This is a genomic window from Chryseobacterium sp. 2VB (genome assembly GCF_005503635.1).
Lineage (GTDB): Bacteria > Bacteroidota > Bacteroidia > Flavobacteriales > Weeksellaceae > Chryseobacterium > Chryseobacterium cupriresistens.
On the sequence record NZ_SCNC01000001.1, the window covers coordinates 430,104 to 456,408 of the forward strand.

Genomic DNA, 26,305 nt, shown 5'->3' on the forward strand with positions numbered 1-26,305 from the left:
TTCTTTTTAACATTTCTATGGAGGGCAGCATGATGTTTGTACTGTAAAAATCATCCAACACTTTAAATATTCAACATATGAAATCAGACATTTTAACAGAAAAGCACCGACTGGGAATAGGGGGTGTAGCAATAGGAACAGCTTTTGAAAACATTACGGATGAAAAGGCTCAGGAAATTCTACAGATAGCGTGGGATAGCGGAGTGCGGTATTATGATACTTCTCCGTGGTACGGATTGACCAAAAGTGAGCGGAGATTCGGAGATTTTCTTAAAAATCAGGACAGAGATGATTTTATTTTCTCAACAAAAGTGGGAAGACTTTTTCAACAGGTCCCGGAATCTGAAGTTCCTCCAACGATGTGGAAAAAGCCTCTTAACTACGACTTCTTCCATGATTATACATCTTATGGTGTACAAAAATCTATTGAAGACAGCCTGGAAAGAACCGGATTGAGTCATATTGATATTGTTTATATTCATGATCTGTCTGAAGATCAGGTAGGGGATCGTTATCCTTATTTTCTGAAACAGGCAAGAAACGGAGCTTTTAAAATTCTTTCTGAACTTCGCAGCCAGGGAGTGATAAAAGCATGGGGAATGGGTGTTAATAAAATAGAACCTATTTTAGACTGTATTGAATCTGCTGATCCGGATATCTGTCTTTCGGCCACGCAATATTCCATTCTGGAACATGAAGATGCTGTGGACCGTCTTCTTCCTGTGGTGAGAAAAGCAGGGGTAAAACTGGTTTCGGGAGCAGGGTACAATTCAGGCTATATAGCAGGAAGAGAACGCTATAATTATAAAGATGTGATTCCGAAAGGAATGCATGAAAAGCGAGCCAGAATGACTGCCATTGCCGAAAAATACAATATAAGTCTTATCGATGCTGCGCTGCATTTTGTATTGGCCGCTGATGAATTTTCTTCCATTATTCCGGGTGCCAGCCAGCCTGAGCAGGTGAAAGATAATATGAATGCCTTGCAAACCAACATTCCTGCCGAATTCTGGAAAGAATTGAAAAATGAGGGACTGATTTATGAAAAGGCACAGGTCCCTGGGTAAATAAAGGTAACCATTATCGTTAATTAACTCAAAGGCCCGATTCTTTCCTGAATCGGGCTTTTCTTTATACTACCTTTGCTTCACGGATTATTTTCGCTAATAAGCCTGGAAAAAATCGTTTCAGGTAAACAGCCATCACTTCTTTACCGCCTATCGCTTGTTGTCTTTTCTGTTTCTCTATGGCATAAAGCATTTTTTTGGCGAAGATATCTACGGGCATGCCATTCTTAGTAGCATCATCCATTGTGCCCTGCAATGAACCATCTCCGGTGACTGCATTAATAGAAATATCAGTCTGTATAAAACCCGGACAGATTATCGTAACCTTAATATTCCGGCTGAATAATTCTGCCCGCAATGCATCAAAAAAACCGTGTAAAGCATGTTTTGCACCTGCGTATCCGCTTCTCATAGGAGCTCCAAAAATTCCCATAAGACTTGATACAACAACAATCTGTCCTCCTTTATTTTCAATCATATAAGGTACAACAGATTTAGTAAGTGCTACTGTTCCGATATAGTCAGTATCGATCAGCTGTTTATCTACTTCAATATCGGTTTCCATGGCTAATGAGCGTTGTGACAATCCTGCATTATTAATCAGAATATCAATCCTTCCAAATTTTTCTTTTGCTTTTGCTGCAATGGAAGGCATTTCTTTATAATTTTTAAGATCTAAAGGGATGACCGCATATCTGTCTCTGCTCAAACAAGCTTTCTCAGCAACGGAATGAAGCTGTTCTTCTTTTCTGGAAGAAAGAATAATTTTTGCATTGCTGTTCCTGGAAAGCTCTTTCACTAAAGCTTCTCCAATGCCTGATGATGCACCTGTGATCCAAATGACTTTATGATCAAAATAACTGCTCATGTTCAATACTATTATTTAGTTTTTAAGTCCGCCAATATATTTTCCCGCTTTCATTCCGGAGAAGATGCAGCCTCCTAAAAATGTTCCTTCCAAAGCTCTGTAGCCATGCATTCCGCCTCCGCCAAAGCCCGCCACCTCTCCGGCAGCATATAATCCTTCAATGACGCTGTCATCCTCCCTCAGTACCTGGCCATTCAGATTGGTCTTTATTCCGCCCAACGTTTTTCGGGTTAAAATAGTAAGACGTACAGCAATCAAAGGCCCGTTTTCAGGATCTAAAATTTTGTGTGGTGCCGCTACACGTCCCAGTTTATCCCCTAAATAATTTCTTGTATTTCTGATGTAATTAACCTGAGTGTCTTTTGAAAACTTATTGTTGAGTTCCCGGTCTCTGGCTTCAATCTGTGATTTTATCTTTTCATATTTAAGGAGATTATTTCCTGCCAGTTCATTCATTCTTTTAACCAGATCTTCCAGGTTATCTGATACAATAAAGTCTTTTCCGTGCTCTTTAAAAGCCTCTACAGGTCCGGGTGCTTTTTTACCAAAAATCCTTTTCAGAAAAAGAGCATAATCTTTATTGGTGATATCCGGATTCTGTTCCGAACCTGAAAGAGCAAATTCTTTTTTAATAATTTTCTGGGTAAGAATAAACCAGGAATAAGAAAATCCGGTTTCCTGGATATACTGTAAAGTCCCCAATGTATCAAAACCGGGAAGAAAAGGAGCGGGGAGACGTTTTCCTTTCGCATCAAACCATAATGATGAAGGCCCGGGCAATATGCGGATTCCGTGATCGGGCCAGATAGGATTCCAGTTTTGCAACCCTTCCGTATAATGCCACATCCTGTCGGGATTGATGATATGAGCTCCGGCATGTTCTGCAATGCCTATCATTTTTCCATCCACATAAGCAGGAACACCACAGACCATATTTTCAGGTGCTTTTCCTAATCTTTCCGGCCAGTTTTTTCTTACCAGGTCATGATTGGCACCAATTCCTCCTGAAGTGATGATGATATTAGGCGCTGTATACTCAAATTCAGAGATGACATTCCTGTTCGTTGCAGCACCTCTTTCCTGGTTATCATTTTCCAGAATATCTCCTTTAAGGCCTTTCATTTTGCCGTTTTCCTCTATCAATTCAGTTACCCGATGTCTGAATTTCATCTGAAGCAGTCCTTTTTCCTGAGCTTTGTAAGCTTTTTCTACAAAGGGTTTTACCACGCCTGTGCCTGTTCCCCAACTCACATGAAAACGGGGTACGGAATTTCCATGACCCGTTGCCGAACCATCGCCACGCTCTGCCCAGCCCACCATAAACATCAGCCTGATTCCCAGTTTGGAAATATAATCGTACTTTTCACCGGCAGCAAATTTCAGATAAGCTTCAGCCCACTGGCGGGGCCAGTAATCTTCCGGACGGTCAAAACCAGCGGTACCTTTCCAATCCTGCAGTGCCAGCTCATAAGAATCTTTAATTCCCATTCTTCTTTGCTGGGGAGAATTAATCAGAAATAATCCTCCAAAGGACCAGAATGCCTGTCCGCCGATATTCTGCTCTGTTTCCTGATCCAGAAGCAATACTTTTTTTCCGGCATTGGTAATTTCCATCGCCGCGGTAAGCCCTGCCAGTCCGGTTCCGATAATAATTGTATCAGGCTGGAATTTTTCTTCCATTGTTAAGCGTGTTTTGATTCAACAATACGTTAGATAAATGTATAAAATTATTCGGAATCGGGTTTAAAATTAAAAATCTAAATAAGCCTGCTTTGAGTAATCAGCCCTGAAACTCTGAACTTTTCAACTTATCCTTGTGAAAAATAGAAGTATGAAGTATTTGTTTATCATTGCCTGCCTGGTTTGTTCCATATTCAGTCAGGCACAGCAAAAACAGAATCCATGGAAAGACAACCAGCTGATGGATCCGGCGTTACTGGCTTCCAGAATTGAAAATCAAAAAACAAAAGATCTGGTCATCATTTCAGTAGGACCTGAAGCTATTGTGAAAGGTTCTGCAGACATCGGACCGACTCATGAACCTGAAAATCTGGAAAAACTGAGAAATTATCTTAAAGATATTCCACCATAGAAGTAGGGAAGAAAGCTCCTGAAATAACAATGACCAAGGCAGATGGAACTTCATTTTCTCTTTCAGCATTAAAAGGGAAACTGGTTCTGATCGACTTCTGGGCAACGTGGTGCGCACCCTGCGTAGAAGAACAACCTCAACTGAAAACAATGTATGATAGCTATTCCGGGCAGGTTAAAAAAAATCAGTTCGAAATAGTGGGTGTTTCTTTAGACAAGAATAAGGAAAGCTGGCAGAAAGCAATCGACAGGTTTCAGATCAACTGGATACAGATCAGCGATTTAAAATTCTGGAAAAGCCCTGTAGCAAAGCTGTATGAAGTAGATGAGCTTCCCTTTAATGTTATTATTGACGGACAGGGTACGATTATAGCTAAAAACCTTCATGGCCAGGAACTGGAAAATTTTATTAAGAAAAATTTGATACAGAATTAAAACAAGTTATTTTTCCAGTGATAATATAAAAGAGTGGTAAGTTATTGTACCACTCTTTTTAGTTGAAAAAGATAGAAGCATTTGTGTCTTAGAATCGTTTTTATAACCAGGTAAAACATCTTATGAAGACCGATTACTGATTATGGGGAAATTCATTATTATGTCTTATCTGAATGTAAATATACTAAATTGTATTTATTAAATCACTTTATATTGAAATATTAAAAAGATTTAATATTGCATATAATAGATCTCAATAATAAAAATTGCAATTTATGCTGAAACTAAAACTTTTATACCTTTTTCAAAGTTGTTGATATACAAAATGATAAGTGTATGTTTTCGCATACTAATTTTGTTTTATGAAAAAAAGTTTTTACCTTCGTTTGGCACTTTCAGTGATATTACTGATGCATAGTGTGATTTCTATTTTCAGTGGGGATGTGAATGATTTCGGACATGCTTATCTGGACAGATTGGGTTTCAGCCCTGCAGGAATTTATATAGCATGGGCCATAAAACTGACTCATCTTTTATCAGTGCCTTTACTGTGGATTGACCAATGTATCAAGCCTGTTGCTATCTGTAATATTCTCATTTTTATTTCCGGGATTTATTATGTTCACTGGCAAAATGGTTGGTTTGTAGTAGGAGGCGGAACCAATGGAATTGAATTCAATGTCCTGCTGGTCTTCTGCTTTTTCAATCTCATGTATCCTGAAGTTTCTTTATATTTTATGAATAAAAATAAGAGTTAACCTATTCAGGAATCTTTATCACGTAAGATGATTCAGAAGAAACAGTTTGTAGATTTTTGGCTTCATTTGATAGACTTATATGTTTATATTTGGGTTAATAAATGGTACTTTGTACTTTTAAATCATCATAAGCTTGAAATCAGACAGTCAATCTAAATGGCGGATTCATTTGCTTTTTTGGATCTTGTATTATACGCTGGAAGTTTACCTTGACTTTTACTGGTCCAGGTATCAGTTTCCTGATTTCAAATGGCAGATAAGGCTTCAGAATGCCCTTATGCTGGAACTCTGTTATTTTCTGGTTAAAATTCCGTTAGCCTATGTGTTGCTGTATGTATATGAAAAGGTTAATCTTAAATTTGTTTTTAAATATATTCTCTATATTTTCATTGTAACAGCAGCTGTCTTTGGCCATCGTTTTGTAACACATTTTATCATATATCCTGATATCTATGGTGTTATTGAAACATTAGACGGTAAACAGGTTTCCGGATTTATCAATGGTTATGTGGCTTTCAATTCTTTCATGGATCTTATTTTTATGACAGGTCTTATTTTCGGGGTTGAAATTACCCGGCAGAAAAATATACTCAAAGAACAGATCTCTCAGTTAAAGTCAGAAAAACTGGATCAGGAACTTACTATGCTGAAAGCACAGATCAATCCCCATTTTCTTTTCAATACCCTCAATAATATCTACGGAATGGCTATGAAAAAAGCAGACGAAACTCCCGATGTTATTCTGCAGCTTTCCAAAGTTATGCGGTATAATATTTATGAAGCTGCAGAAAAAAACATTTCTATAGCCAAGGATATTGAAAATATTAAAGATTTTATACAGATTCAGAAGATCCGGTACCATCAGCTGACTGTGAATTTTTCTGAAGATATTGATAATCCTTCACAGGAAATTTCACCCCTGATATTGATACAGTTTGTAGAAAACGCCTTTAAACATGGCGTTTCTGAAAGTCTGGGAGAAGCATTTATTACCGTTGATATTCATTTAAAGAACGGAAATCTTACTTACCTTGTAGAAAATTCCAGACAGGAAAAATCTCATGAAAATTCCACAAAAATAGGACTGAAAAATATCCGGAGACAGCTTGAACTTCTTTATCCAAAACATACGCTTTCCGTGGAAGATAAGAGCAACCGCTACATTGTAACTTTAACCATTGATTTTCATGATACCATCAGCCTCTAAAAAATACAATTGCATTATCGTAGAAGACGAACCTATTGCAGCAGAAATTCTTGAAAATTTTATATTACGGGATCAGGAACTGAATCTGGTAGGAAAATGTGCAGATGCAGTATATGCCAGCAGTCTTTTAAGTATTCATGATGTAGATTTAATGTTTCTTGATCTTCATCTTCCGGTTCTAAAAGGTTTTGATTTTCTAAGGAAAGTAAAAAATCCTCCTTTTGTAATTGTTACAACAGCGTATCATCAATATGCAGTAGAAGGCTATGAGCTTGATATCACGGATTATCTGATGAAACCCATTCCATATGACCGCTTTCTGACTGCTATTGATAAATTCAAGCATTTAATGGAAGCAGAAGATGCATTACTCGAAGTTTCTGAACGCGATTTTATATTCCTGAACAGTGGTAAAAAGAAGGTTAAAATTATTCTTCAGGATATTTTTTACATCGAAAGTTTAAGAGAATACATTAATATTCATACAAAAACGGAGACTCTCACTTTTAAAATGCCCATCAGTAAAATAGAAGAAGCGTTGAATCCCAAAATGTTTGTCCGTATCCACAAATCCTATATTATTTCCCGGTCAAAAATAGAAGTAAAATCTGCCAATATTATTCAGGTGAATGGAAAAAAGCTTCCTGTGGGGAGAACTTATAAACCGTTGATTGAACTTTAAAACCAATATCAAAGCTCTTAAATTTCATCCCGATTTTCTGAAGAAGATTATTAGAAAACTTCAAAATTTTTCAGATAACGGCCCGTTGTAGATAGTTAATCCTTTATTAATTAGAATTTTAGTAGATCTTAGCCTGCCGTTGATATATTCCTTTCACTGTATTCTTCACCAATTGTTGAATTTTGATTAACAATACGTTAAAAAAATTAATAATTATGAAATACAAGTTAAAGCTTTTAAGCGTGGGAGTCGCTTTTTTCATAGGAAGCGAAACCTATTTCAGCCAGGGAAAACAGGACACACTTACCACTAAAAATATAGAAGGTATCGTGGTAACTGCTTTAGGCATAAAAAGAGAAAAAAGATCGCTGGGATATTCTACACAGGAAGTAAAAGGAGAGGACCTCACCAGAAATCCCACAACCAATTTTATGAACAATTTATCCGGAAAAGTGGCCGGGCTTGAGATCAGACAATCAACTAATTTTGGTGGCTCGGTGGATGCAGTGTCCCGGGGATATAAATCTATCCTGGGGGACAATCAGGCACTTTTTGTAGTAGATGGTGTTCCGATCATCAACAGAAATATTAATTCTCTTGCTCAACAAAATGGATTCAACGGGTATGATTATGGCAGCCCTGTTTCAGATATCAACCCCAATGATATTGAGACAGTGAATATACTCAAGGGTGCCGCTGCCGCTGCTTTATATGGTTCAAGAGCTCAAAACGGTGCCATTATCATCACTACCAAAAAAGGTAAAAAAAACAAACAGGGGATCGGCCTCGAGTATAGTGGGAGCTTGTCTGTTTCTTCCATTGATAAATCCACATTTCCTGAATACCAGACCCAGTATGGACAGGGATACCTGGGAAATACTTTAATCCCTTATCAAAACGGCTCACTGGTTTATTTCTGGAATGATGCTTCTTACGGAGTTCCTTATGACCCTAATCTTTCAGTATGGCAATATGATGCGTTTATTCCTGACTCTCATAATTTTGGAAGACAGACTCCATGGGTAATGGCTAAAAACGGTCCTATTACCTTTTTTGATAAAGCTACTAACCGAACCAATAATATCGCATTCAGCGGGGCTAATGACCGGGCTTCCTTCAGACTAAGCTATACCAACACCAGTGCAACGGATATTATGCCGAATTCTTATCTGGTCAAAAATAATTTGGGGGGAAATGCTTCATATAAAATTACAGATAATCTTACAGCTAGCATTTTTGCCAATTATATTGTACAAAGTACCAAAGGAAGAAATTCCACAGGGTATGGTGACAATATTATGGGAAATTTCCGGCAATGGTGGGCAACAAATGTAGATATTCAATATCAGAAATATCTCTTTGATACTTTTGATAAGAATTATACCTGGAATATGAAAAATCCTGTGAACCTGTCACCCGCTTATTGGGATAATCCTTATTTTACGAGATATAAGAATTACCAGAATGATAAGAGAGAACGCTTTGCAGGAAATTTCAGTCTGAGCTATGATCTTTCCAAAGAGGTGAATATACTGGCTAGAGTAGGTACGGACGGATACAATATGATTACTGAAGAAAGAAGAGCTGCCGGTTCTATTCCTGCTTTTTTCAGTTTCAATCCCATAGAACAGCCTTCCGGATATGCAGTAACCAATCTGCGCTTCACAGAAACCAATTATGATTTCATAGCTACATATAAAAAGAACATTGTCGAAAACCTCAATCTTCAGGTTCTTTTGGGTGGAAATATTAATGTACAAACCAGCTATTCCAATGCACAGACAACATCCGGCGGACTTTATATTCCAGGACTTTATACCATTTCCAATTCCGCGGCAACCCCGGCAAAGCCTTTGATTACAGATACTTCAAAATATATTTACGGAGCTTTTATTCAGGCTTCTGTAGGATATAAAAATACCTATTATCTGGAAGGAACTTTCAGAAGAGACCAATCTACAGCGTTGCCCAAAGGGAAAGAAGCATATTATTATCCTTCCGTTTCAGCAAGTATGGTATTTTCCAGTTTGCTAAAAAAAGAATGGCTAAGTTTCGGAAAGTTTAGGGCTGCCTATGCGGAAGTTGGCTCGGACACTGGCGCAGATCAATTAATAAACCGGTTTATTCCACAGGCTTCTTTTGCTAACAACCCGGTTTACTCTTATAATACAACTTTAAGGAATGCCGACCTTATGCCTCAAAAACTGAAGAATTTTGAAATAGGAACCAATATGCAGTTTTTCAAAAACAGATTGGGATTTGATCTTTCCTGGTTCAGGAATATTGCATTTAACCAGATTCTTCCGCTTCCTGTATCTTTAGCAACGGGTTCAGCAGCAAAAATTCAAAATACTGGAGAGTTGACCACAAAAGGCATTGAATTGTCTTTAAATATCACACCGCTAAAATTCAATAATTTCAACTGGGATGTAATGCTCAACTGGTCCAATCCTAAAACGAAAGTAACTGCACTCAGGGAAGGTATTGAAAATATAACCATAGGTACATTACAGGGAGGTATCAGTATCAATGCACCTCTCAATAAAGAATATGGAAGCATCTGGGGTGCAGATTTTGTCTACGATCCGAATGGGAATAAAATTGTAGGGAAAAACGGAGCCTATCTTCATACTGATGATTCTGATCACAATCTTGGAAGTTTTCAACCTGATTTTATCGCTGGACTAACCAATTCTTTTACCTATAAAAATTTTAATCTAAGTTTTCAGATTGACTGGCGAAAAGGAGGAAAAATATTCTCATTAGACCAGTATTATGGATATGGAACCGGACTTTATCCTGATTCCGTCGGACTAAATGACCTCGGAAACCCTATCAGAAATACACTGGATAACGGAGGTGGTGTTATTTTACCCGGAGTGATGCAGGATCCAAATAACCCGGGAATTTATATTCCAAATACGATCAGACTTGACAAGTCTATGTCCAGCCAGACATTGGGAACTGATCCTCCTGTTGCCGCTTTTGTGTATGATGCAAGCTTTATAAAACTCCGTCAATTATCTGTTTCTTATACTTTTAATACCAATTTTCTAAGAAACACCGGCATTCAGAATCTTACTGTGGGATTTACAGGAAGTAACCTTTGGATCATTCATAAAAACCTTCCTTATTCAGATCCTGAAGCAGGTATTTCATCGGGAAGTATCCAGGGATACCAGTCCGGAGTTATGCCGGCTACCAGAAATTTTGCCTTCAATGTGAAAGTTAATTTTTAAAAACAATAACAATGAAAAATACAATTATATTAAGTTCATTTCTGGCTTTATTCCTGGCAGGATGTACTTCCGAAGATGTCAATCTTGATCCTCATGTAGCTTATAACATGTCCCCGGAACCTCTTCTTACCTATGCAGAAAAGGAATTGAGTGATTATATGACGACTCCAAGTGTTAATGAAAATAATTTCCGTCTTATCATGCAGTACTGGCAGGAGACCACATATGTGAACGAAAGTAACTATAACTTTACGGCAAGAAATGTTTCCAACAATGTATGGGGAGATAATTATGTGAATGTCCTCAACAATCTGAACAAAGCAAAAGAACTTGTGGAACAATACCAACCTGGACCATCAGAGCTGAATACATGGCCCGCAAAGAAGAAAAACCAGCTGGCTGTTATAGATATTCTATCGGTATATACATTTCAGACATTAGCAGATACTTTTGGGGATATTCCGTACAGTCAGGCACTCAATCATCATCAATTTCCTCTTCCGGCTTATGACGATGACAGACAGATTTATGAAAGTTTGATCAGCAGACTGAAAACAGATCTTAATAATTTGGAGGAAGGAGCTGGAACCTTCGGATCGGGTGATATTCTTTACAACGGTGATATTGGAAAATGGAAAAAGTTTGGAAATTCACTGCTTTTAAAACTGGGAATTGCGCTTTCAGATATCAATCCAACGTTGGCACAGTCTACAGTAAATACAGCAATTACAGGAGGTATTATTACAGATGAATCTCAAAATGGTCTTTTCCGGTATCTGGCGGAGACTCCCAATTTCAGTCCATTGTATGAAAACCTTGTGAACAGCGGAAGGGATGACTTTTTTGGAGGAAAACCCTTTATTGATTTTATGAATATGACCTCAGATCCAAGGATAACAAAATATTTTCAGGATGTAGACGGAGAATATATAGGACAGGTAATAGGTTTGGCGGGGGAGTTTTCTGCATTTTCAGCACCAGGAACTTTTGCTTATACTCCTATAACTCCAGGAAATCTGATGACGCATACGGAAGTGGCTTTTTATCTTGCTGAAGCAGCAGCCAGGTTTGGAATAGGAGGCAGTCCGGAAACTTTATATAAAAATGCAGTTAGGGTTTCGTTCCGTGAATGGGGTTTTTCTGATCAGGATGCTCAAACATATCTAATAAACAATCCTTATAACGCTTCCAACTGGAAGAAATCTATCGGAGAACAGGCCTGGGTAGCCATGTACAATCATCCGGTGGTTTCCTGGAACTTTTACCGTCGTTTGGATTATCCAGCGCTACAGGCACCACCTACAGCTATTGCCAATGCAGAAGGGAAAGTTCCGGTAAGGCTGCAGTATCCCACCTTAGAAGCAACGACTAATGGATCCAATTATGCCAAAGCTGCCACGGCAATTGGAGGAGATAGGCTTACCACCAAAGTATTTTGGGATAGCCATTAAATGAACAAAATCCTTAATATCTTGCTTTTTCATATCGATTATTTTGTATCCTTAAGCCTGTATAATGCAGGCTTTTTATATTATTTCAAAAAACAGTTGGTAGATAAAAATTGCCCATTTATAGCTATTTTTTTCCGGTTCATATTCATTTGTACATCTTTGAAACTGTAAATAATAAATATTTGAATTATGAAAGTAATCGGAATTTCGAAACTAATGAGCAGATTCTTTTTAATGTTGGCTTTAGGAAGTATTTTCTTCAGTTGTAAAAACAGTGATGATGATGATCCGGCTCCCGGTTCACATGGCATTGAAGTAGCAACAGGAGTATTCAAAGGAACTATGAAAATTCAGGGGCAAGATTATTACAATGCAATAGTTAATGTTTCAAAGACAGATGATGCCCATGTTAAAGTGCAGCCTAAATCTGGTGAAGCTTATTCAACAGCAACCTCTAAAACCATCAATGTTACCAATTCTGCAGGAGTAAGTGTTTCAGGCAATGACAGCCAGGGAAGTTTTAACTACATGATTTCATCAAAATCACTTCAGATCAGCACTCAGAAAGCATCCGAAAATGAGGTAGCTTTTTATTTTGAAGGCGAAAAGCAATAATACAATAAAATGTGGTTGGTTTATTATTCGAATGTTGAATAATGTTTTGGCTTATGACTCATGTCTTAAGCCAATTTTTTAAAATAATTTAAGGCCAACAATCCCAACGACAATCAGTAATGCTGATAATAATCTTAGAATACTTGCTGAATCCTGAAAAAAGAGAACTCCCACCAATAGCGTTCCTACAGCACCAATTCCCGTCCATACTGCATAAGCAGTTCCGATAGGAATACTTTTTTGAGCAAACCAGAGAAATCCACCGCTAACAGACATGCACAGAATTGAAAAAATAATCCAGCTCCACTTATTATTTTCCGGCTGTTGAGAAAGTTTAAGTCCTAAGGGCCATCCGATTTCAAAAATTCCTGCGATAATTAATGCAATCCAGTTCATACTATTTGTTTTAATGATATTTTGAATGAAAATCTATTAAAGAAAATTCATTGCTACTACAGTACAAAGCTACCATTATCCATTTATAATCAACACTATAAACTTTGTGACCCGACAAAAAACAGAGATAGAATGTACTTTAGAGAAGATGAAACGTTTTACATTTTAAATAGAATAGTATCATATGGAAGTGCATAATTCTACTTATTGGGCTTGCTCACATACTTACTTCCTTTCACAAAAAAGCGCCAGGGTAAAAGCGCATCTTCCTGTGCATAGGCAACACCTATCCGGGGACCAGCAATAATGTCATCCGGAGAATACGAAATACCGTGATCTTCAATCCAGATCTCATGGCCGGTAAGCTCTTTTTTGTTAAAGGAACGGTCAATACCTAACGCTTTGGCAGCTGATCCCGGACCTGCAGAAATAGCAGGTTTAGAAGCAGGCATATTTCTTCTATGCTCCATAATTTCTTTTCCTACCAAAGGTTCAACAGCTCTGATGAGTACAGCATGAGGCTCATCTTCCACGGATGTTACTACATTAAAAAGATGGTGAATTCCATAGCATAGATAAACATAAGAAACTCCGCCATGGCTGTAGAGCGTTTCAGTACGGTCTGTCCGTCTGCCGCCATAGGCATGGGAAGCTTTATCTTTCACGCCAAAATAAGCTTCTGTTTCTACAATGATTCCTGCTGTTTTTTCACCATTGAGATCTGTAAAAAGTACTTTTCCCAAAAGATCCCGGGCCAGAAAAAGAACGTCCTGATTGGAATAGTAGGAGAGAGATAGTTTCATGAATGATGTTGGAAATTATTCATTCAAATGTAATGATAATCCTGTAAAAACAGAAGAATACGAAAGTGAAATTAAAAAGGTACCACAAAAAGTCAATTTTCATAAAACAGTGAGTAATTTGGCACATCCATTGTTGTTTTTCAGGTACATCATTTCACACCACTATAAAAAATTATAGGTTTTGACACTTATTTTCCCTGGAATAATCCGGGGGAATTTTTATTGGCATCAAATGTATTGAAAATAAAAAAGTCCCACATCAATGTGAGACTTTCATTATTTTATCTTGCTCCCGGAGGGCAGTGTTCTTTCAGATATTTTGTAAACATGGTAGCCAGATGCAGCGATGTTCCTTCTCCTTCATTAATAGAATGGGTACGGTTAGGATAAGACATCAGCTGAAACTGTTTGTTATATTTTACCAGTTCATTGATATATACTTCCGTATTCTGGTAGTGTACATTATCATCTCCCGTTCCGTGAACCAGCAGAAGATTTCCTTTTAAGTTTTTAGCATAGGCCAACGGAGATCCATTGACAAAATCTTCTCTGTTTTCCTGTGGGAGACCCATATAGCGTTCCTGGTAGATATTATCATAGAATAACTGATTGGCAACGGGTGCAATTGCAATTCCCGTCTGGTAAATATCAGGATATTGTCCTAAAAGGTTCAGGGTAGAAGAACCTCCGCCGCTCCAGCCCCACACGGCAACTCTTGAAGTATCGATATAAGGCCATTTTGCGAATAAGGCTTTAGCTCCCATTGCCTGATCACGGATATTGAGCTGTCCTATTTTCCGGTAAATAGATTTTCTCCATTCCCGTCCTTTTGGAGAAGGAGTTCCGCGGTTTTCAAGGGACAAGTATAAATAGCCGTCTTCTGCCATATCACCCGTATATAAATAATTCCAGCCTGTGTAGAAATTATCGGTAACGGTTTGTGATCCCGGTTCTCCATACACTGTAAAAACAACAGGATATTTTTTATTGGGATCAAAATTTTTAGGTTTTACTACCCAGCCGTCCATTGTAATGCCATCCTGTGTTGTAATCTGGAAGAATTCTGCTTTAGATCTTGCCGGGTCGGCTTTTGCAGATCTTTTGGCAGCAACCAGTTCTTTATGATCGGGAAGCGATATCACAGATCCAATGGAAATGGCATTCACACTGTTATTGGTAAACATAGCGATTTTCCCATTGGGTGAGATCGTATATTGGTTAGAACCTTTAAAAGCTTCAGGCGTTACTTTTTGAGCTTTTCCACCTTTCATACTTACTTTATAAAGATATTTCTGAGTGGCGTTATCTGGAGAAGCCAAAAAGTAGATCAGTTTATTGGGAACATCAAAAAACTCAGGTTTGATAACATCGAAAGCATCTTTTGTGATCAATGTTTCTTTACCGCTCATATCTATTTTATAAATATGTCTCCATCCGTCTTTTTCAGACAGCCATAAAAATTCTTTCCCATTTTCAATCCAGTCCCAGCCGCTTGGATCATTATCATTCCATCGGGATTTTATGTCAATCCATGCTGCATCTGTTTCTGTATGAATGGTTTTGCTGCTTCCAGAATCCGCATCTGCAACAATAATTTTACTTTGATTCTGTTTTCTGTTCAGCTGCTGAAGAATGACCGATCTGGAATCCAGCACCCATTCCATTCTGGGAATATAGTTTTGTACTTCATCACCTGCTATATCAGCTTTCTTTGTTGATTGGGAAGCCAGATCATAAAACCAGATGCTGCATCCTGAAGGATTTTCTCCAACTTTCGGATATTCTACAGGAACGGTAAACGAATACAGACTGTCCGTATTATTGATCATCAGGAAATTCTTGGTACTTCGGGCATCCATTTTCCAGTAGGCAATTTTCCTGCCGTCCGGAGACCATCTGAAACCATCCTGCGTTCCGAATTCTTCTTCATATGCCCAGTCAAAAGTACCATTGATCATTCTGTCGGTACCATCATTCGTAATTTTACTGATCTGATTATTTGAAAGATCCTCAATATAGATATTATGCTTAGAAACATAGGCTACCTTTTTTCCGTCAGGTGAATATTTTGCAAACATTAACGATGAAGCCGGCAAACCTTTTCCAAGCTGGATCAGTTTTTTTGTGTTTTTGTCGAAAATCCAGTAATCTCCACGGGTATTATCCCTCCATACTTTTTTGGTATCGGCAAATAACAACAGGCTTTTTCCATCAGGAGACACCTGAAAACTCTGTACCTGCAGACCATTGGAACTTCCGGCAGGAATCAGTTCACTACTGTTTAAAAGCGTCTGATCTTTTCCGGGATGCAATAGATCAACAATTTCAACCCCTTTTTTAGTAAATGAATAATAAGCATTGCCATCGGGAGTCCATTGTGTCTTCTGTGCCGCCAATGGTGATAAACACAGGAAATACAATGCAATAGCTGTTAGTTTTTTTATGTTCTTCATAAATATAATTTGAATTAAGCCAGATGTTCAGCTCTGTAATTTTCAATGTCTTCAACCGATTTGATCAATCCGTTCCCCAGAAGTCTGTAACTGTCATCCGTAATCAGGAAATCATCTTCTACACGGATTCCACCGAAATTCCGGTATTCATTTACTTTATCATAATTAATAAAGTCTGCGTTTTTATTTTCGGCCTGCCACATGTCAATCAATTCCGGAATCATATAAATACCAGGTTCAACTGTCACTACAAAACCGGACTCCAAAGCTTTTCCTAAACGTAAAGATTTCAATCCGAATGTTTTGGTATCTTTTGGTTCTTCTTCAGTATAGCCAATATATTGTTCCCCAAGGTCTTCCATATCATGTACGTCAAGTCCCATCATGTGTCCCAGTCCGCACTGAAAAAACAGGGTATGAGCGTGGTTTTTTACAGCATCTTCGGGATTTCCCTTCATCAGTCCAAGATCGACAAGTCCTTCTACCAGATGTTGTGCTGCTTTCAGGTGGATATCTTTAAACCGTACTCCCGGTTTTAAAAGCTTCTGGGCCTGATTAAAAGCATTCAAAACCACTTCGTACATTTCCTTCTGCTTTGTTGTAAACGTTTTGCCTACAGGAAAGGTTCTGGTAAGATCACCTGCATATCCCATTGAAGTTTCTGCTCCGGAATCGTTCAGGAAAAGGTCTCCCTCATTCATGGTATTGAGACGGTAATGATTATGCAGAATACCTCCGTTGATCGTTACAATGGGAGGATAAGACATCTGGCATTCTTGGTTGGCGGCAAGATATTGGATCGCATTGGCAATTTCATATTCTTTCATTCCGGGTTTCGCAAGACGCATGGCCAGCAAATGCATTTCATTGGATACATTTACAGCCTGTTCTATCTGTACAATTTCCTGAGCTTCTTTAATAGAACGCTGTTTCACAATAGCTTTGATCATTTCGACAGAAGGCTGTAATTCCTTAATTTTAATTCCAAGAAGATCTCCCAGCAAAATTTTATTGGAAGACTGATAGGGAGGAAGATAATGTACTTTTCTTCCTGAAGCTTTTGCTTTTACAATATATTGAGAAAGATCTGCATAAGGTAACGTTTCCTGAACACCGGATTTAAGGCTTTTTTCCTTAAGGGTTTCCTGCCTTCCCATCCATACAATTTCATCTATACTTAGCTCATCACCGAAAATAATGGTTTTATTTTCATCAATATCGATAATAGCTGCTATACGGGGTTCCTGAATCCCGAAGTAATATAAATAGGTACTGTCCTGGCGGAAATAATAAGGGTTGTGCTCAAAGTTCACAGGATTCTCTATATTTCCCAGAAATAATAAGATTCCATCGGATACATTTTTCTGTAATACTGCTCTTCTTTCTTGATAAGTTTGTGCTGAAAACATATTATGAATAGTTTTTATTTTAAAACTTTAAAGTTACGATTTTGTACTATTTATAGTACTTTATTCATTAAAAATAAGAATATGTAAAATTTGAATTTTAATACGATATTTAATGTTCATATTTTGCTTATCTTCAGCAATATTTTAACCTTGCTAATCTAATAACCGGTAAAGCATTCATAGTATGATGAAGAGTTTGCAATTTTCTGTTCCTGCCGATACCAACAAAAGTATACGTATTCAGGAAGATATAATGCCTAATTTCTATCCTTATTTCCACCGCCACACCGAAACCCAGATTATGTGGATCCTTAAAGGACATGGAACACTGGCCATAGAACAAAATCTTTTCAATTTTGAGGCGGGCGATATTTTCTATCTGGGTGCTAATCAATCGCATGTTTTCAGAGGTAATTTTGAAAAAAATGAAAAGCAGAAGGTTCATTCCATTTCTATTTTTTTTGATCCTCATAAAAAGATCGCTGCATTTTTCGACTTACCGGAATTTGAGGAACTTAAAAACTTTATCAGTCATTCAGAGGTAGGTTTCCAGGTGGCTTCCAGGCTTACAAAAAGTATCGGAGAAAATATTGCGGCTTTGCAAAAAACAAAAGGAGTAGATCAGATCATAGATTTTATAAGAATTTTAAACCATCTTATGCAAAACAGGCATCTGCATATTCCCTTATCTCCGGAAAAGAAACTGCCTGATCATATTTCAGATACAGACAAAAGAATTATTGATGCCCAGACTTTTATCAAGAAAAATTTTACCCAACATAAGCTTACCCTTGATCTGATTGCCAAAGAAGCCTGTATGACTCCTCAGGCTTTTTGCCGTTCTTTTAAAAAACGTACCCGCATCACTTATATTGAATATCTCAATGAGCTTCGTGTACAGCGGGCCTGCAGACTTTTAACAGCCAGCAGCATGTACAGTATTTCTTCTGTTGCATTCAATAGTGGGTTCAATAGTCTTACCAATTTTAACAGGGTTTTCAAATCCATTATGAAATATTCTCCTAAAGAATATCTGAAACACTACAAAGAGGCTACCATACAACAATAAAAAACAACATGTTAAAATACGGTTAGAACACATTAAAATATTAACATTTTCCGTTTTAAAATTCACCTAGTTTTGAATAAATATTATTTGATATGAGTACAAAACTAAACTGGGAAGGTATTTATCCTGCTGTATTAACGCCTTTTACAAAAGAGGGTGAGATAGACTTTGAAATGTTTGCTGTCAATACAGAAGCTCAGATTAAAGCAGGAGTTCATGGAATTATCCTTGCAGGAACATTAGGGGAAGCCAGTGCGTTGGAAACGGAAGAAAAATTTGAACTGCTGAAATACGCAAAAAAAATAACGCAGGGCAGAATTCCTGTCATTCTTAATCTTTCTGAAAATACCACCAAAAATGCTGTCAACTTCGCTAAGAAAGCAAAAGAATTGGGTGCAGACGGCCTGATGCTTCTTCCTCCAATGCGTTACAAAGCTGATAACCGTGAAGTGGTTGAGTATTTCAAGGCAGTGGCTTCCGCTACGGATCTTCCGATCCTTATCTATAATAATCCTGTAGATTACGGAATTTATGTCAACCTTGACATGTTTGAGGAGCTTATTGAATATCCAACCATTCAGGCTGTCAAAGAATCAACGAGAGATCTGGCCAATGTAACCAGAATGATCAACCGTTTTGGGAAAAGAATCAAAATTCTTGGAGGTGTAGATACGATTTGCCTGGAAACCCTGATGCTTGGAGCTGATGGCCTTGTGGCAGGTCTTGTAGATGCCTTTCCTAATGAAACAATGGCCATGTACAACTATGTTAAAACAGGCGAATACGACAAAGCTGTTGCCATCTACAGATGGTTTATGCCATTGCTTGAGCTTGACATTCATCCTAAACTTATCCAGTATATCAAGCTTGCTGCAACAGCGGAAGGGATAAGCAATCCTTATGTGAGAGCTCCACGTCTTGAACTTCATGGAGAAGAAGCTGAAAGAATTCAAAAAATTATTGAAGAAGGCAGAGCGAATCGTCCGGTATTATTAATTCCAGAAATACAGCTATGATGGAAGAAACATCAACACAAAATATAGACAAAAGAATTCAGATAGCGGTTGAAGCCTTCCGGTTTCTGAAAAACACCACCATCAATGAACGGGCTGAATTTATGAATGCTGTAGCGGATCAGATTGAAGCCTTGGGAGAAGAACTTTTAACAGTTACTCATGCTGAAACTTCATTGCCATTAGCCAGACTTACCGGAGAAAAGACAAGAACAGCAGGACAATGGAGAAGCTATGCAAAAGCTGTTGCTGCCGGGATCTATACGGAGGCCAGAATTGATCTTGCCCAGCCTGAAAAACAAAAAGGAGATCTCCGGAAATACAATGTAGGCATAGGGCCTGTAGTTGTTTTCGGAGCCAGTAATTTTCCCTTTGCATTTTCTACTGCAGGAGGCGATACAGCCAGTGCAATCGGGGCAGGCTGTCCTGTTATTATAAAAGCACATCCGGCACATCCACAGACTTCACAGATAATGGCGGATGCGATAAGTGCTGTTGTTAAAGTTTTCGGATGGCCTGAAGGAATTTTCAGCCATATCACCGGAACATCTTATGAGATCGGAGCTTATCTGACCCAGCATCCGGACATCCGGGCTATTGCGTTCACAGGTTCATTTAATGGCGGAAAAGCATTGTTTGATATTGCCAGCCGCCGTGAAAATCCTATTCCTGTATTTGCAGAAATGGGAAGTATCAATCCGGTATTTGCCTTTCAAAACCTGCTTGAAACCAAAGCTGAAGCATTGGCAAAGGAATATATCAGTTCTTTAACGCTGGGTGTAGGACAATTTTGTACCAATCCGGGAGTGTTTATAGCATTGAAAGGAGAATTGTTTAACCGTTTCATCAATACATTAAAAGAAGAAATTCAAAAAGTGGCTCCCGCTAAAATGCTTCACAAAGGAATATTAGACAATTTCGAAAAAAACAAAAGCATTGCATTGGAACAGCCTGATGTTGAAATCATTGCATCAGCAGAAACAGAAAATTCTTCGGGCAACGCAACCGTGATAAAAACCAGTGCCGGAAATTTCGTGAATAATCCGGTATTAAGTGAAGAAGTCTTTGGCCCATTTGGTATTGTTGTGGAGTGTGAAACAGATGAAGAACTCATTGAAATTGCCCAACAGCTAAAAGGACAGTTAACCATCACCATCGCAGCGACCCGTGAAGATGTTCGCGATAACAGTACATTGATTACTATTTTGAAAGATAAATGCGGAAGATTATTATTCAATGGTATGCCTACAGGAGTAGAAGTGGTGTACAGCATGCAGCATGGAGGCCCGTTTCCTTCTACTACCGATTCCCGTTTTACCTCCGTAGGACCGGATGCTGTGAAACGATTTGTCCGTCCGGTTTGTTTTCAGAACTGGCCGGATGAATTCTTACCGGATGAGTTGAAGAATGAAAATCCATTGCAGATTAGCAGAATGGTGGATGGAACAGTGAATTCAGGATCATTAAAATTACAGACCACATGAACAGAACATTTTTTTGTATAGATTCTCACACCTGTGGATGTCCTGTACGTCTTGTTGCAGGAGGTGCCCCAATTTTAAAAGGAAATTCCATGATGGAACGCCGGCTGCACTTTATGGAAGAATACGACTGGATCAGAAAGGGATTAATGTTTGAGCCCCGCGGCCATGACATGATGAGCGGAAGTATTCTGTATCCTCCTGTAGATGAAAATAACGATATCGGAGTTTTATATATTGAAACCAGCGGATGTCTTCCCATGTGCGGGCACGGAACCATCGGAACGGTTACCATAGCTATTGAAGAAGGACTTGTTGTTCCTAAAATTCCGGGAAAATTACGTCTTGAAACACCTGCAGGACTTATCCTCATCGATTATGTACAGGAAGGAAAAAAAGTAAAATCTGTAAAGCTGACGAATATAAAGTCTTTCCTGTATGCTGAAAACCTGGAAGTTGAATGTCCGGATCTGGGATTAATAAGAGCCGATGTTGCTTATGGTGGAAATTTTTATGCGATTATAGATCCTCAGGAAAATTTCAGAGATATTTCTGATTTTACGGCCAGCCAGCTCATCCATTATGGAAAGATTATTCGAAAATTACTCAATGAAAAATATGAATTCATTCATCCGGAAATTGAACATATTACCGGATTAAGCCACATTCAGTGGACGGGTAAACCCACAGATCCTGAAGCCAGTGGAAGAAATGCAGTATTGGTAGGCGAAAATGCCTTAGACCGTTCGCCGTGTGGTACGGGAACTTCGGCAAGAATGGCGCAATGGTATGCAAAAGGAAAACTGAAGGAAGGTGAAGAATTCATTCATGAAAGTTATATCGGATCCCGGTTTATAGGGAGAATTGAGGAGACTGCTACTTTAGATGGGAGACCAGCCATTATTCCGTCAGTAGAAGGCTGGGCAAGAATTACCGGATACAATCATATAATTATTGATCATGAAGATCCTTATTGGCAGGGTTTTCAGGTAATGTAACAGGCATATGGCACAGAATAAAGGAAAAGCACTCATCATAGGTGCAGGAATAGCAGGATTAAGCTCAGCGTATTATCTTTTGCAGAAAGGATGGCAGGTGGAAATTCTTGAGCAGAATGATCTCACCAACAACTGTTCTTATGGCAATGCAGGCATGATTGTACCCAGTCATTTTACCCCATTGGCAGCTCCGGGAGTTGTAGCACAGGGAATACGCTGGATGTTCGATAGTAAAAGTCCGTTTTATGTAAAACCTTCACTCAATTCGAGACTTATATCCTGGGGATTGAAATTTTTGAAACATTCCAACCAGAAACATGTTGATTATTCTGCAGCAGCTATCAGGGATCTTAACCTGGCCAGCAGCAGGCTTTATAATGAGATCGCGCAAAAAGATGAATTTGATTTTGAGCTGAATCAGAATGGTATTTTAATGCTCTATAAAACTGAGAAGGTTGCGGAAGAAGAAGCAGAGCTTGCCCACAAGGCAATCAGTATGGGTTTACCCGTTGATATTCTGGGTAAAAAAGAAATTCAGGAACTTGAACCCAATGTTCAACTGGATGTTATCGGAGGAATCAATTATAAATGCGATGGCCATATGAATCCCATGAAGCTGATGAAACAAATGATCTCTTATCTTAAAAATAATGATGTCATTTTTCATACCCATCATCGGGTAACAGACTTTGAAACTTCCGGCAGCAAGATTAAAACAGTCATAGCAAATGGTAAAGAATTTACTGCAGACCAATTTATCATGACGGGAGGTTCATTCTTGCCTGAACTTGCTCAGAAAGCAGGTCTTAAAATCCATTTAATGCCCGGAAAAGGATATTCGTTGATGCACCAACCGGAAAATCCACTTAATAGGTTGGAGCATGCCGCTTTATTACTCGAAGCCAAAGTTGCAGTAACTCCAATGAACGGACACATCCGTTTTGGCGGAACGATGGAACTGGCTTCCCACAATGATACAATTAATATGAAAAGGGTAGAAGGAATCATCCAATCCATCCCCAAATATTTACCAGACTTCAAGGTTGAAACCCCAAAAGAATCTGAAATCTGGTTCGGATACAGACCTTGTGCCCCAGATGGACTTCCGTATTTAGGACAGTCTTCCCAATTGAAGAACCTGATTATCGCAGGCGGAGGAGGTATGATGGGACTAAGCTTGGGACCCATTTTTGGAAAAACAGTTTCAGAACTTGCTAATGACCAAAAGCCAACGGTTGATATAAAGATATTCAACCCTGAGAGATTTAGTTAAAAAACACCACATAACACACAAATCAAGCTAAAAACAATTTGATTATTTAAATAATTTATTAACCACCAAATCCAAAAAATTATGAAAAAATTTAAATTACTATTACTTGTTTCCCTATTTCCAGCAATAGGTTTTGCTCAGGAAAACAGACCTCGTGAGTGTAAAGCAGATGAAATGATGAAAAAACATTTTGAACTGCATCCCGAATCTAAGGCTGAATATGAAAACTTTGAGAAATATACCAAAGATTTCGTAAAAAAGATGGGATCGAACAAAAACTCATTGAATAATAGGGTCAGCAATCCAACCTACATCATCCCTGTGGTTTTTCATGTGTATGGAGAGTCTCAAAGCAATGTAAAAGTAAATTACCAAAAGGTAGTCGACTTACTGCAACAAATCAACTTAAATTTCAATGGAATCAACACGGATTCAAATACTGTAGATCCATATTTCCAATCTATCAGAGGAGCATTAAGCATTGAATTCCGGTTAGCTAAAATTGATCCAACCGGAAAAGCTACAAGCGGAGTGGTATTTCACCCTTTCAAAGGTGGATATGGCAACGGAGGTGGGTATGATGCACAAATTGGCACAGATGCATGGGATAATACAAAGTATATGAATGTGTATATCCAAAATGACCTGTATGCTAATAAAGATTTATATCAATCAGGAGTTGCCTGGTATCCGGATTCATACATGAGTTCAGTAAATACAGCCAGAGTGGTGTATAATGGACGTTATATATTTAATGCTTCAGGAACAGTGGCTTCAAACGAGTTTTCTGATACATTTACTCACGAATTCGGGCATTGGTTAAATCTTCAGCACACGTTCAATGTTCTGTGTTCAACTGCAAACCCTGGTAATGATGGTGACGGAGTTGCTGACACCCCTGTAGAAAATGCTTCTTCCGGATTGGGATGTAACGCTGGTAACAATTGTCTTGGACAAAAAGTAAATGTTGAAAACTATATGGGATACAATGGTTCTTCCGGCTGTTATAAAATGTTTACCAACGGACAGGTGAACAGAATGCTGGCAGCATTAAACCATCCTTCGCGAATAAATTTATGGCAGCCTGCCAACTTAGCCGCAACCGGGGTTGCCAATACTCCACCAAGATTAACCCTTAGCAACAGTACATTTACAGAGAACTTAAACAATAATGGAGCCGTGTCATTAGATGGAACAGTAGCATCTGCCCCTGCATCAAAGATTACGCTAAACGGAGTAACATTTGCCCTGCCAAATGGAACCACTCTTACTTCAGGAACCCATTTCACGTCTTCATTACCAGCTGGATTAACTGCAAGTATAGTAGTTACAAGCCCTACTACAGCTACACTTACCATCAATGGTGCTGCAACCAGTCATCCCAAAAGTCAGGTCCTGAATTCTTCAATTACATTCCTGAATCCGGCTATAACAGGAGGAACAACTTCACTAGGATCAACAACAGCTTTGGCCTTAACTTTTTCTTATAAAGATCCTTATAAAATAGTTACAGGAACTCCTCTGGAAAGTTATGCCAACCCAACACCAACAACAGTAACCACCAACTCAGGGGCAACCTGGAAATATTTTATCATTAATCCGGAGCTTAGTGATGATGCAGGGTATGGCGCCTGGTACTATGGAGCCAATCAATTAAAATTGGAAACTTATTGGAAAGGATTAGTGTGCCAAACAGGAACAAGAAATATTAGTTTAATTCCAGCCTGCACCACTATAACGAATGCAAATAATATAGGGTATCCAACTTGGACTCCCGGACAACTGGATGTGTATACTCCTACCTATACTACCTGGTCTGGTAAAACCGCTTATGTTGGTTTTAGAAACCAATTCGAAGGCTACGATATTAACGGCTATTTCAAAGTGAGCGTTGGGGCCAATGGTTCAAATTATTCTGTCACTGAGTTTGCATATAATACACAACCAAACGGCAGTATTACAACACCTTGTGCATTATCATTCTCCACCGCAGACGTTGATACAACCAACTCAGAAACTTCCATCTATCCAAATCCGGTTTCTGATGTATTGAATATTAAAACAAAAGGGGAAATTAAATCAATTTCTGTTTATGATATGTTTGGAAGAAAAATGAATGCAAAAGTTGTTGGTGATAAGGTTGAGGTTAAACACTTCCTGAGCGGAACTTATTTAATTGATATTGAAACTTCTTTAGGGAAATCTTCACAAAAATTCATTAAAAAATAGTTTCGTATTCATATACAGTTGATTGGGCTTCATTGTAAGCCCAATTTTTTTATCCTGTTTATGAGCAGTTCTTCATTTATTTATGTAATTTTATTCTTTGATAACAATATTCCATGCATTATAAAAACGACAGGATCATTATCCGTGAATTTACCCCTGAAGAATTTTCATTATTTTCCACTCTTTTTGAAAATGAAAATGTAACCCGATATCTGCCCTACAAAACCCCGGAAGAATATAAAGAAATGTTTGACAAAGCATTGGCAGATTATGAAGAGGGACCATTCAGCAGATGGGGAATTTTCCATCCCCAGAACAATGATTTTGTAGGAATGTGCCTTGCCAGAACCTTTCTTGACAATCCTGATCAGATGGAAATAGGCTATACTTTAGATGAAAAATACTGGGGTAAAGGTCTTGGAACGGAAGTTTGTAAAGCACTTGTTGAGCACTGTTTATCAATAAATCATCAGAAAGATATCGTAGCAGTAACGGATCTTGATAATATCGGGTCCCAAAAAGTACTTTTGAAAAGCGGCTTTAAAAGAGTTGAAAATCTTGCACGAGAAGATAGGGAACTGGCGTATTTTGTTTTACAGAAAGAGTAAACTTGTGGCTCATATTACAGACGGAGGGCTTAGAATTCCCCTCTTGTGGACTATCGTGTGGACACAATTATTCCTAGTTTTATACATTTATTGTTATTTAGTATTATGACAAGAAATTTCAGGGAATTAGCCGATAAACGTTTACTTAAACGTGGCAATA

At 38.3% G+C, this 26,305-nt stretch carries 22 protein-coding genes; 16 read left to right on the forward strand and 6 right to left on the reverse strand.

Annotated elements, in window-relative coordinates:
* Positions 1-77 precede the first annotated feature (77 nt).
* Positions 78-1,067, forward strand: a complete 990-nt coding sequence (locus FFS26_RS01950; protein ID WP_137904134.1) for an aldo/keto reductase — start codon at positions 78-80, stop codon at positions 1,065-1,067.
* A 64-nt stretch (positions 1,068-1,131) separates the two neighbouring features.
* Here the strand turns inward: FFS26_RS01950 and FFS26_RS01955 are convergent, their stop codons facing one another.
* On the reverse strand, positions 1,132-1,935 hold the full coding sequence (locus FFS26_RS01955; RefSeq protein WP_137904135.1) for an SDR family oxidoreductase: 804 nt from the start codon (positions 1,933-1,935) through the stop codon (positions 1,132-1,134).
* Between the two features lie 15 nt (positions 1,936-1,950).
* The gene (locus FFS26_RS01960) at positions 1,951-3,615 is read right to left on the reverse strand and encodes an FAD-binding dehydrogenase (RefSeq protein WP_110011245.1); all 1,665 of its coding nucleotides are present in this window, start codon (positions 3,613-3,615) and stop codon (positions 1,951-1,953) included.
* Between the two features lie 151 nt (positions 3,616-3,766).
* Between FFS26_RS01960 and FFS26_RS01965 the strand changes: the two genes are divergently transcribed.
* The 8 genes from FFS26_RS01965 to FFS26_RS02000 all read left to right on the forward strand — a co-directional run bounded on the left by FFS26_RS01965 (position 3,767) and on the right by FFS26_RS02000 (position 12,413).
* Entirely contained in the window at positions 3,767-4,027 is a 261-nt protein-coding gene (locus FFS26_RS01965; RefSeq protein WP_185149757.1) for a hypothetical protein, read from the forward strand.
* The gene (locus tag FFS26_RS01970) at positions 4,024-4,461 is read left to right on the forward strand and encodes a TlpA family protein disulfide reductase (RefSeq protein WP_228449373.1); all 438 of its coding nucleotides are present in this window, start codon (positions 4,024-4,026) and stop codon (positions 4,459-4,461) included. Before FFS26_RS01965 ends, FFS26_RS01970 begins: the two co-directional genes overlap by 4 nt.
* Before the next feature lie 362 nt (positions 4,462-4,823).
* A complete protein-coding gene (locus FFS26_RS01975) occupies positions 4,824-5,219 on the forward strand; it encodes a DoxX family protein (RefSeq protein ID WP_137904137.1) in 396 nt (131 codons plus the stop codon).
* A gap of 169 nt (positions 5,220-5,388) precedes the next feature.
* Positions 5,389-6,426: a sensor histidine kinase gene (locus FFS26_RS01980; RefSeq protein WP_228406564.1), complete on the forward strand. Its 1,038-nt coding sequence runs from the start codon at positions 5,389-5,391 to the stop codon at positions 6,424-6,426.
* Positions 6,407-7,108 (forward strand): LytR/AlgR family response regulator transcription factor, encoded by a 702-nt coding sequence (locus FFS26_RS01985; RefSeq protein ID WP_171006218.1) that lies wholly within the window; start codon positions 6,407-6,409, stop codon positions 7,106-7,108. Before FFS26_RS01980 ends, FFS26_RS01985 begins: the two co-directional genes overlap by 20 nt.
* 215 nt (positions 7,109-7,323) lie before the next feature.
* Positions 7,324-10,347 carry a SusC/RagA family TonB-linked outer membrane protein gene (locus FFS26_RS01990; RefSeq protein WP_110011250.1) on the forward strand — a complete coding sequence of 1,008 codons (3,024 nt, stop codon included), beginning with the start codon at positions 7,324-7,326 and terminating at the stop codon, positions 10,345-10,347.
* Positions 10,348-10,358: 11 nt separating this feature from the next.
* Positions 10,359-11,798 carry a SusD/RagB family nutrient-binding outer membrane lipoprotein gene (locus FFS26_RS01995; protein WP_110011251.1) on the forward strand — a complete coding sequence of 480 codons (1,440 nt, stop codon included), beginning with the start codon at positions 10,359-10,361 and terminating at the stop codon, positions 11,796-11,798.
* 189 nt (positions 11,799-11,987) lie between these two features.
* Positions 11,988-12,413, forward strand: coding sequence for a hypothetical protein (locus tag FFS26_RS02000; protein ID WP_110011252.1), 426 nt, complete (start codon positions 11,988-11,990; stop codon positions 12,411-12,413).
* A 78-nt stretch (positions 12,414-12,491) separates the two neighbouring features.
* Here the strand turns inward: FFS26_RS02000 and FFS26_RS02005 are convergent, their stop codons facing one another.
* The 4 genes from FFS26_RS02005 to FFS26_RS02020 form a co-directional block, all read right to left on the reverse strand.
* Positions 12,492-12,809, reverse strand: a complete 318-nt coding sequence (locus FFS26_RS02005) for a DMT family transporter (protein ID WP_110011253.1) — start codon at positions 12,807-12,809, stop codon at positions 12,492-12,494.
* 200 nt (positions 12,810-13,009) lie between these two features.
* Positions 13,010-13,612 (reverse strand): DNA-3-methyladenine glycosylase, encoded by a 603-nt coding sequence (locus FFS26_RS02010; RefSeq protein ID WP_110011254.1) that lies wholly within the window; start codon positions 13,610-13,612, stop codon positions 13,010-13,012.
* A gap of 281 nt (positions 13,613-13,893) precedes the next feature.
* Entirely contained in the window at positions 13,894-16,065 is a 2,172-nt protein-coding gene (locus tag FFS26_RS02015; RefSeq protein WP_110011256.1) for a S9 family peptidase, read from the reverse strand.
* A gap of 14 nt (positions 16,066-16,079) precedes the next feature.
* The gene (locus FFS26_RS02020; RefSeq protein WP_137904138.1) at positions 16,080-17,474 is read right to left on the reverse strand and encodes an aminopeptidase P family protein; all 1,395 of its coding nucleotides are present in this window, start codon (positions 17,472-17,474) and stop codon (positions 16,080-16,082) included.
* 184 nt (positions 17,475-17,658) lie between these two features.
* Here FFS26_RS02020 and FFS26_RS02025 point away from each other — a divergent pair, with 184 nt between their 5' ends.
* The 7 genes from FFS26_RS02025 to FFS26_RS02055 all read left to right on the forward strand — a co-directional run bounded on the left by FFS26_RS02025 (position 17,659) and on the right by FFS26_RS02055 (position 26,145).
* The gene (locus FFS26_RS02025) at positions 17,659-18,543 is read left to right on the forward strand and encodes a helix-turn-helix domain-containing protein (RefSeq protein ID WP_228406565.1); all 885 of its coding nucleotides are present in this window, start codon (positions 17,659-17,661) and stop codon (positions 18,541-18,543) included.
* A 92-nt stretch (positions 18,544-18,635) separates the two neighbouring features.
* Positions 18,636-19,559, forward strand: a complete 924-nt coding sequence (locus FFS26_RS02030; protein WP_110011258.1) for a dihydrodipicolinate synthase family protein — start codon at positions 18,636-18,638, stop codon at positions 19,557-19,559.
* On the forward strand, positions 19,556-21,040 hold the full coding sequence (locus tag FFS26_RS02035; RefSeq protein ID WP_137904139.1) for an aldehyde dehydrogenase (NADP(+)): 1,485 nt from the start codon (positions 19,556-19,558) through the stop codon (positions 21,038-21,040). The genes FFS26_RS02030 and FFS26_RS02035 overlap by 4 nt, the downstream gene beginning before the upstream one ends.
* Positions 21,037-22,035, forward strand: coding sequence for a 4-hydroxyproline epimerase (locus FFS26_RS02040; RefSeq protein ID WP_137904140.1), 999 nt, complete (start codon positions 21,037-21,039; stop codon positions 22,033-22,035). Before FFS26_RS02035 ends, FFS26_RS02040 begins: the two co-directional genes overlap by 4 nt.
* A 7-nt stretch (positions 22,036-22,042) precedes the next feature.
* Entirely contained in the window at positions 22,043-23,308 is a 1,266-nt protein-coding gene (locus tag FFS26_RS02045; RefSeq protein ID WP_137904141.1) for an NAD(P)/FAD-dependent oxidoreductase, read from the forward strand.
* Positions 23,309-23,389: 81 nt separating this feature from the next.
* Positions 23,390-25,537 carry a zinc-dependent metalloprotease gene (locus FFS26_RS02050; protein ID WP_137904142.1) on the forward strand — a complete coding sequence of 716 codons (2,148 nt, stop codon included), beginning with the start codon at positions 23,390-23,392 and terminating at the stop codon, positions 25,535-25,537.
* A gap of 113 nt (positions 25,538-25,650) precedes the next feature.
* On the forward strand, positions 25,651-26,145 hold the full coding sequence (locus tag FFS26_RS02055; RefSeq protein ID WP_110011263.1) for a GNAT family N-acetyltransferase: 495 nt from the start codon (positions 25,651-25,653) through the stop codon (positions 26,143-26,145).
* Positions 26,146-26,305 lie beyond the last annotated feature (160 nt).

Bases quoted from the DNA above. Each gene is read 5' to 3' on its own strand.
- FFS26_RS02015 (WP_110011256.1), bottom strand. From the start codon at position 16,065: ATGAAGAACATAAAAAAACTAACAGCTATTGCATTGTATTTCCTGTGT.
- FFS26_RS02030 (WP_110011258.1), top strand. From the start codon at position 18,636: ATGAGTACAAAACTAAACTGGGAAGGTATTTATCCTGCTGTATTAACG.
- FFS26_RS02010 (WP_110011254.1), bottom strand. From the start codon at position 13,612: ATGAAACTATCTCTCTCCTACTATTCCAATCAGGACGTTCTTTTTCTG.
- FFS26_RS01950 (WP_137904134.1), top strand. From the start codon at position 78: ATGAAATCAGACATTTTAACAGAAAAGCACCGACTGGGAATAGGGGGT.
- FFS26_RS02035 (WP_137904139.1), top strand. From the start codon at position 19,556: ATGATGGAAGAAACATCAACACAAAATATAGACAAAAGAATTCAGATA.
- FFS26_RS01990 (WP_110011250.1), top strand. From the start codon at position 7,324: ATGAAATACAAGTTAAAGCTTTTAAGCGTGGGAGTCGCTTTTTTCATA.
- FFS26_RS02005 (WP_110011253.1), bottom strand. From the start codon at position 12,809: ATGAACTGGATTGCATTAATTATCGCAGGAATTTTTGAAATCGGATGG.
- FFS26_RS01985 (WP_171006218.1), top strand. From the start codon at position 6,407: ATGATACCATCAGCCTCTAAAAAATACAATTGCATTATCGTAGAAGAC.
- FFS26_RS02055 (WP_110011263.1), top strand. From the start codon at position 25,651: ATGCATTATAAAAACGACAGGATCATTATCCGTGAATTTACCCCTGAA.
- FFS26_RS01975 (WP_137904137.1), top strand. From the start codon at position 4,824: ATGAAAAAAAGTTTTTACCTTCGTTTGGCACTTTCAGTGATATTACTG.
- FFS26_RS02020 (WP_137904138.1), bottom strand. From the start codon at position 17,474: ATGTTTTCAGCACAAACTTATCAAGAAAGAAGAGCAGTATTACAGAAA.
- FFS26_RS01955 (WP_137904135.1), bottom strand. From the start codon at position 1,935: ATGAGCAGTTATTTTGATCATAAAGTCATTTGGATCACAGGTGCATCA.
- FFS26_RS01965 (WP_185149757.1), top strand. From the start codon at position 3,767: ATGAAGTATTTGTTTATCATTGCCTGCCTGGTTTGTTCCATATTCAGT.
- FFS26_RS02025 (WP_228406565.1), top strand. From the start codon at position 17,659: ATGATGAAGAGTTTGCAATTTTCTGTTCCTGCCGATACCAACAAAAGT.
- FFS26_RS02000 (WP_110011252.1), top strand. From the start codon at position 11,988: ATGAAAGTAATCGGAATTTCGAAACTAATGAGCAGATTCTTTTTAATG.
- FFS26_RS01960 (WP_110011245.1), bottom strand. From the start codon at position 3,615: ATGGAAGAAAAATTCCAGCCTGATACAATTATTATCGGAACCGGACTG.
- FFS26_RS02040 (WP_137904140.1), top strand. From the start codon at position 21,037: ATGAACAGAACATTTTTTTGTATAGATTCTCACACCTGTGGATGTCCT.
- FFS26_RS01995 (WP_110011251.1), top strand. From the start codon at position 10,359: ATGAAAAATACAATTATATTAAGTTCATTTCTGGCTTTATTCCTGGCA.
- FFS26_RS02045 (WP_137904141.1), top strand. From the start codon at position 22,043: ATGGCACAGAATAAAGGAAAAGCACTCATCATAGGTGCAGGAATAGCA.
- FFS26_RS02050 (WP_137904142.1), top strand. From the start codon at position 23,390: ATGAAAAAATTTAAATTACTATTACTTGTTTCCCTATTTCCAGCAATA.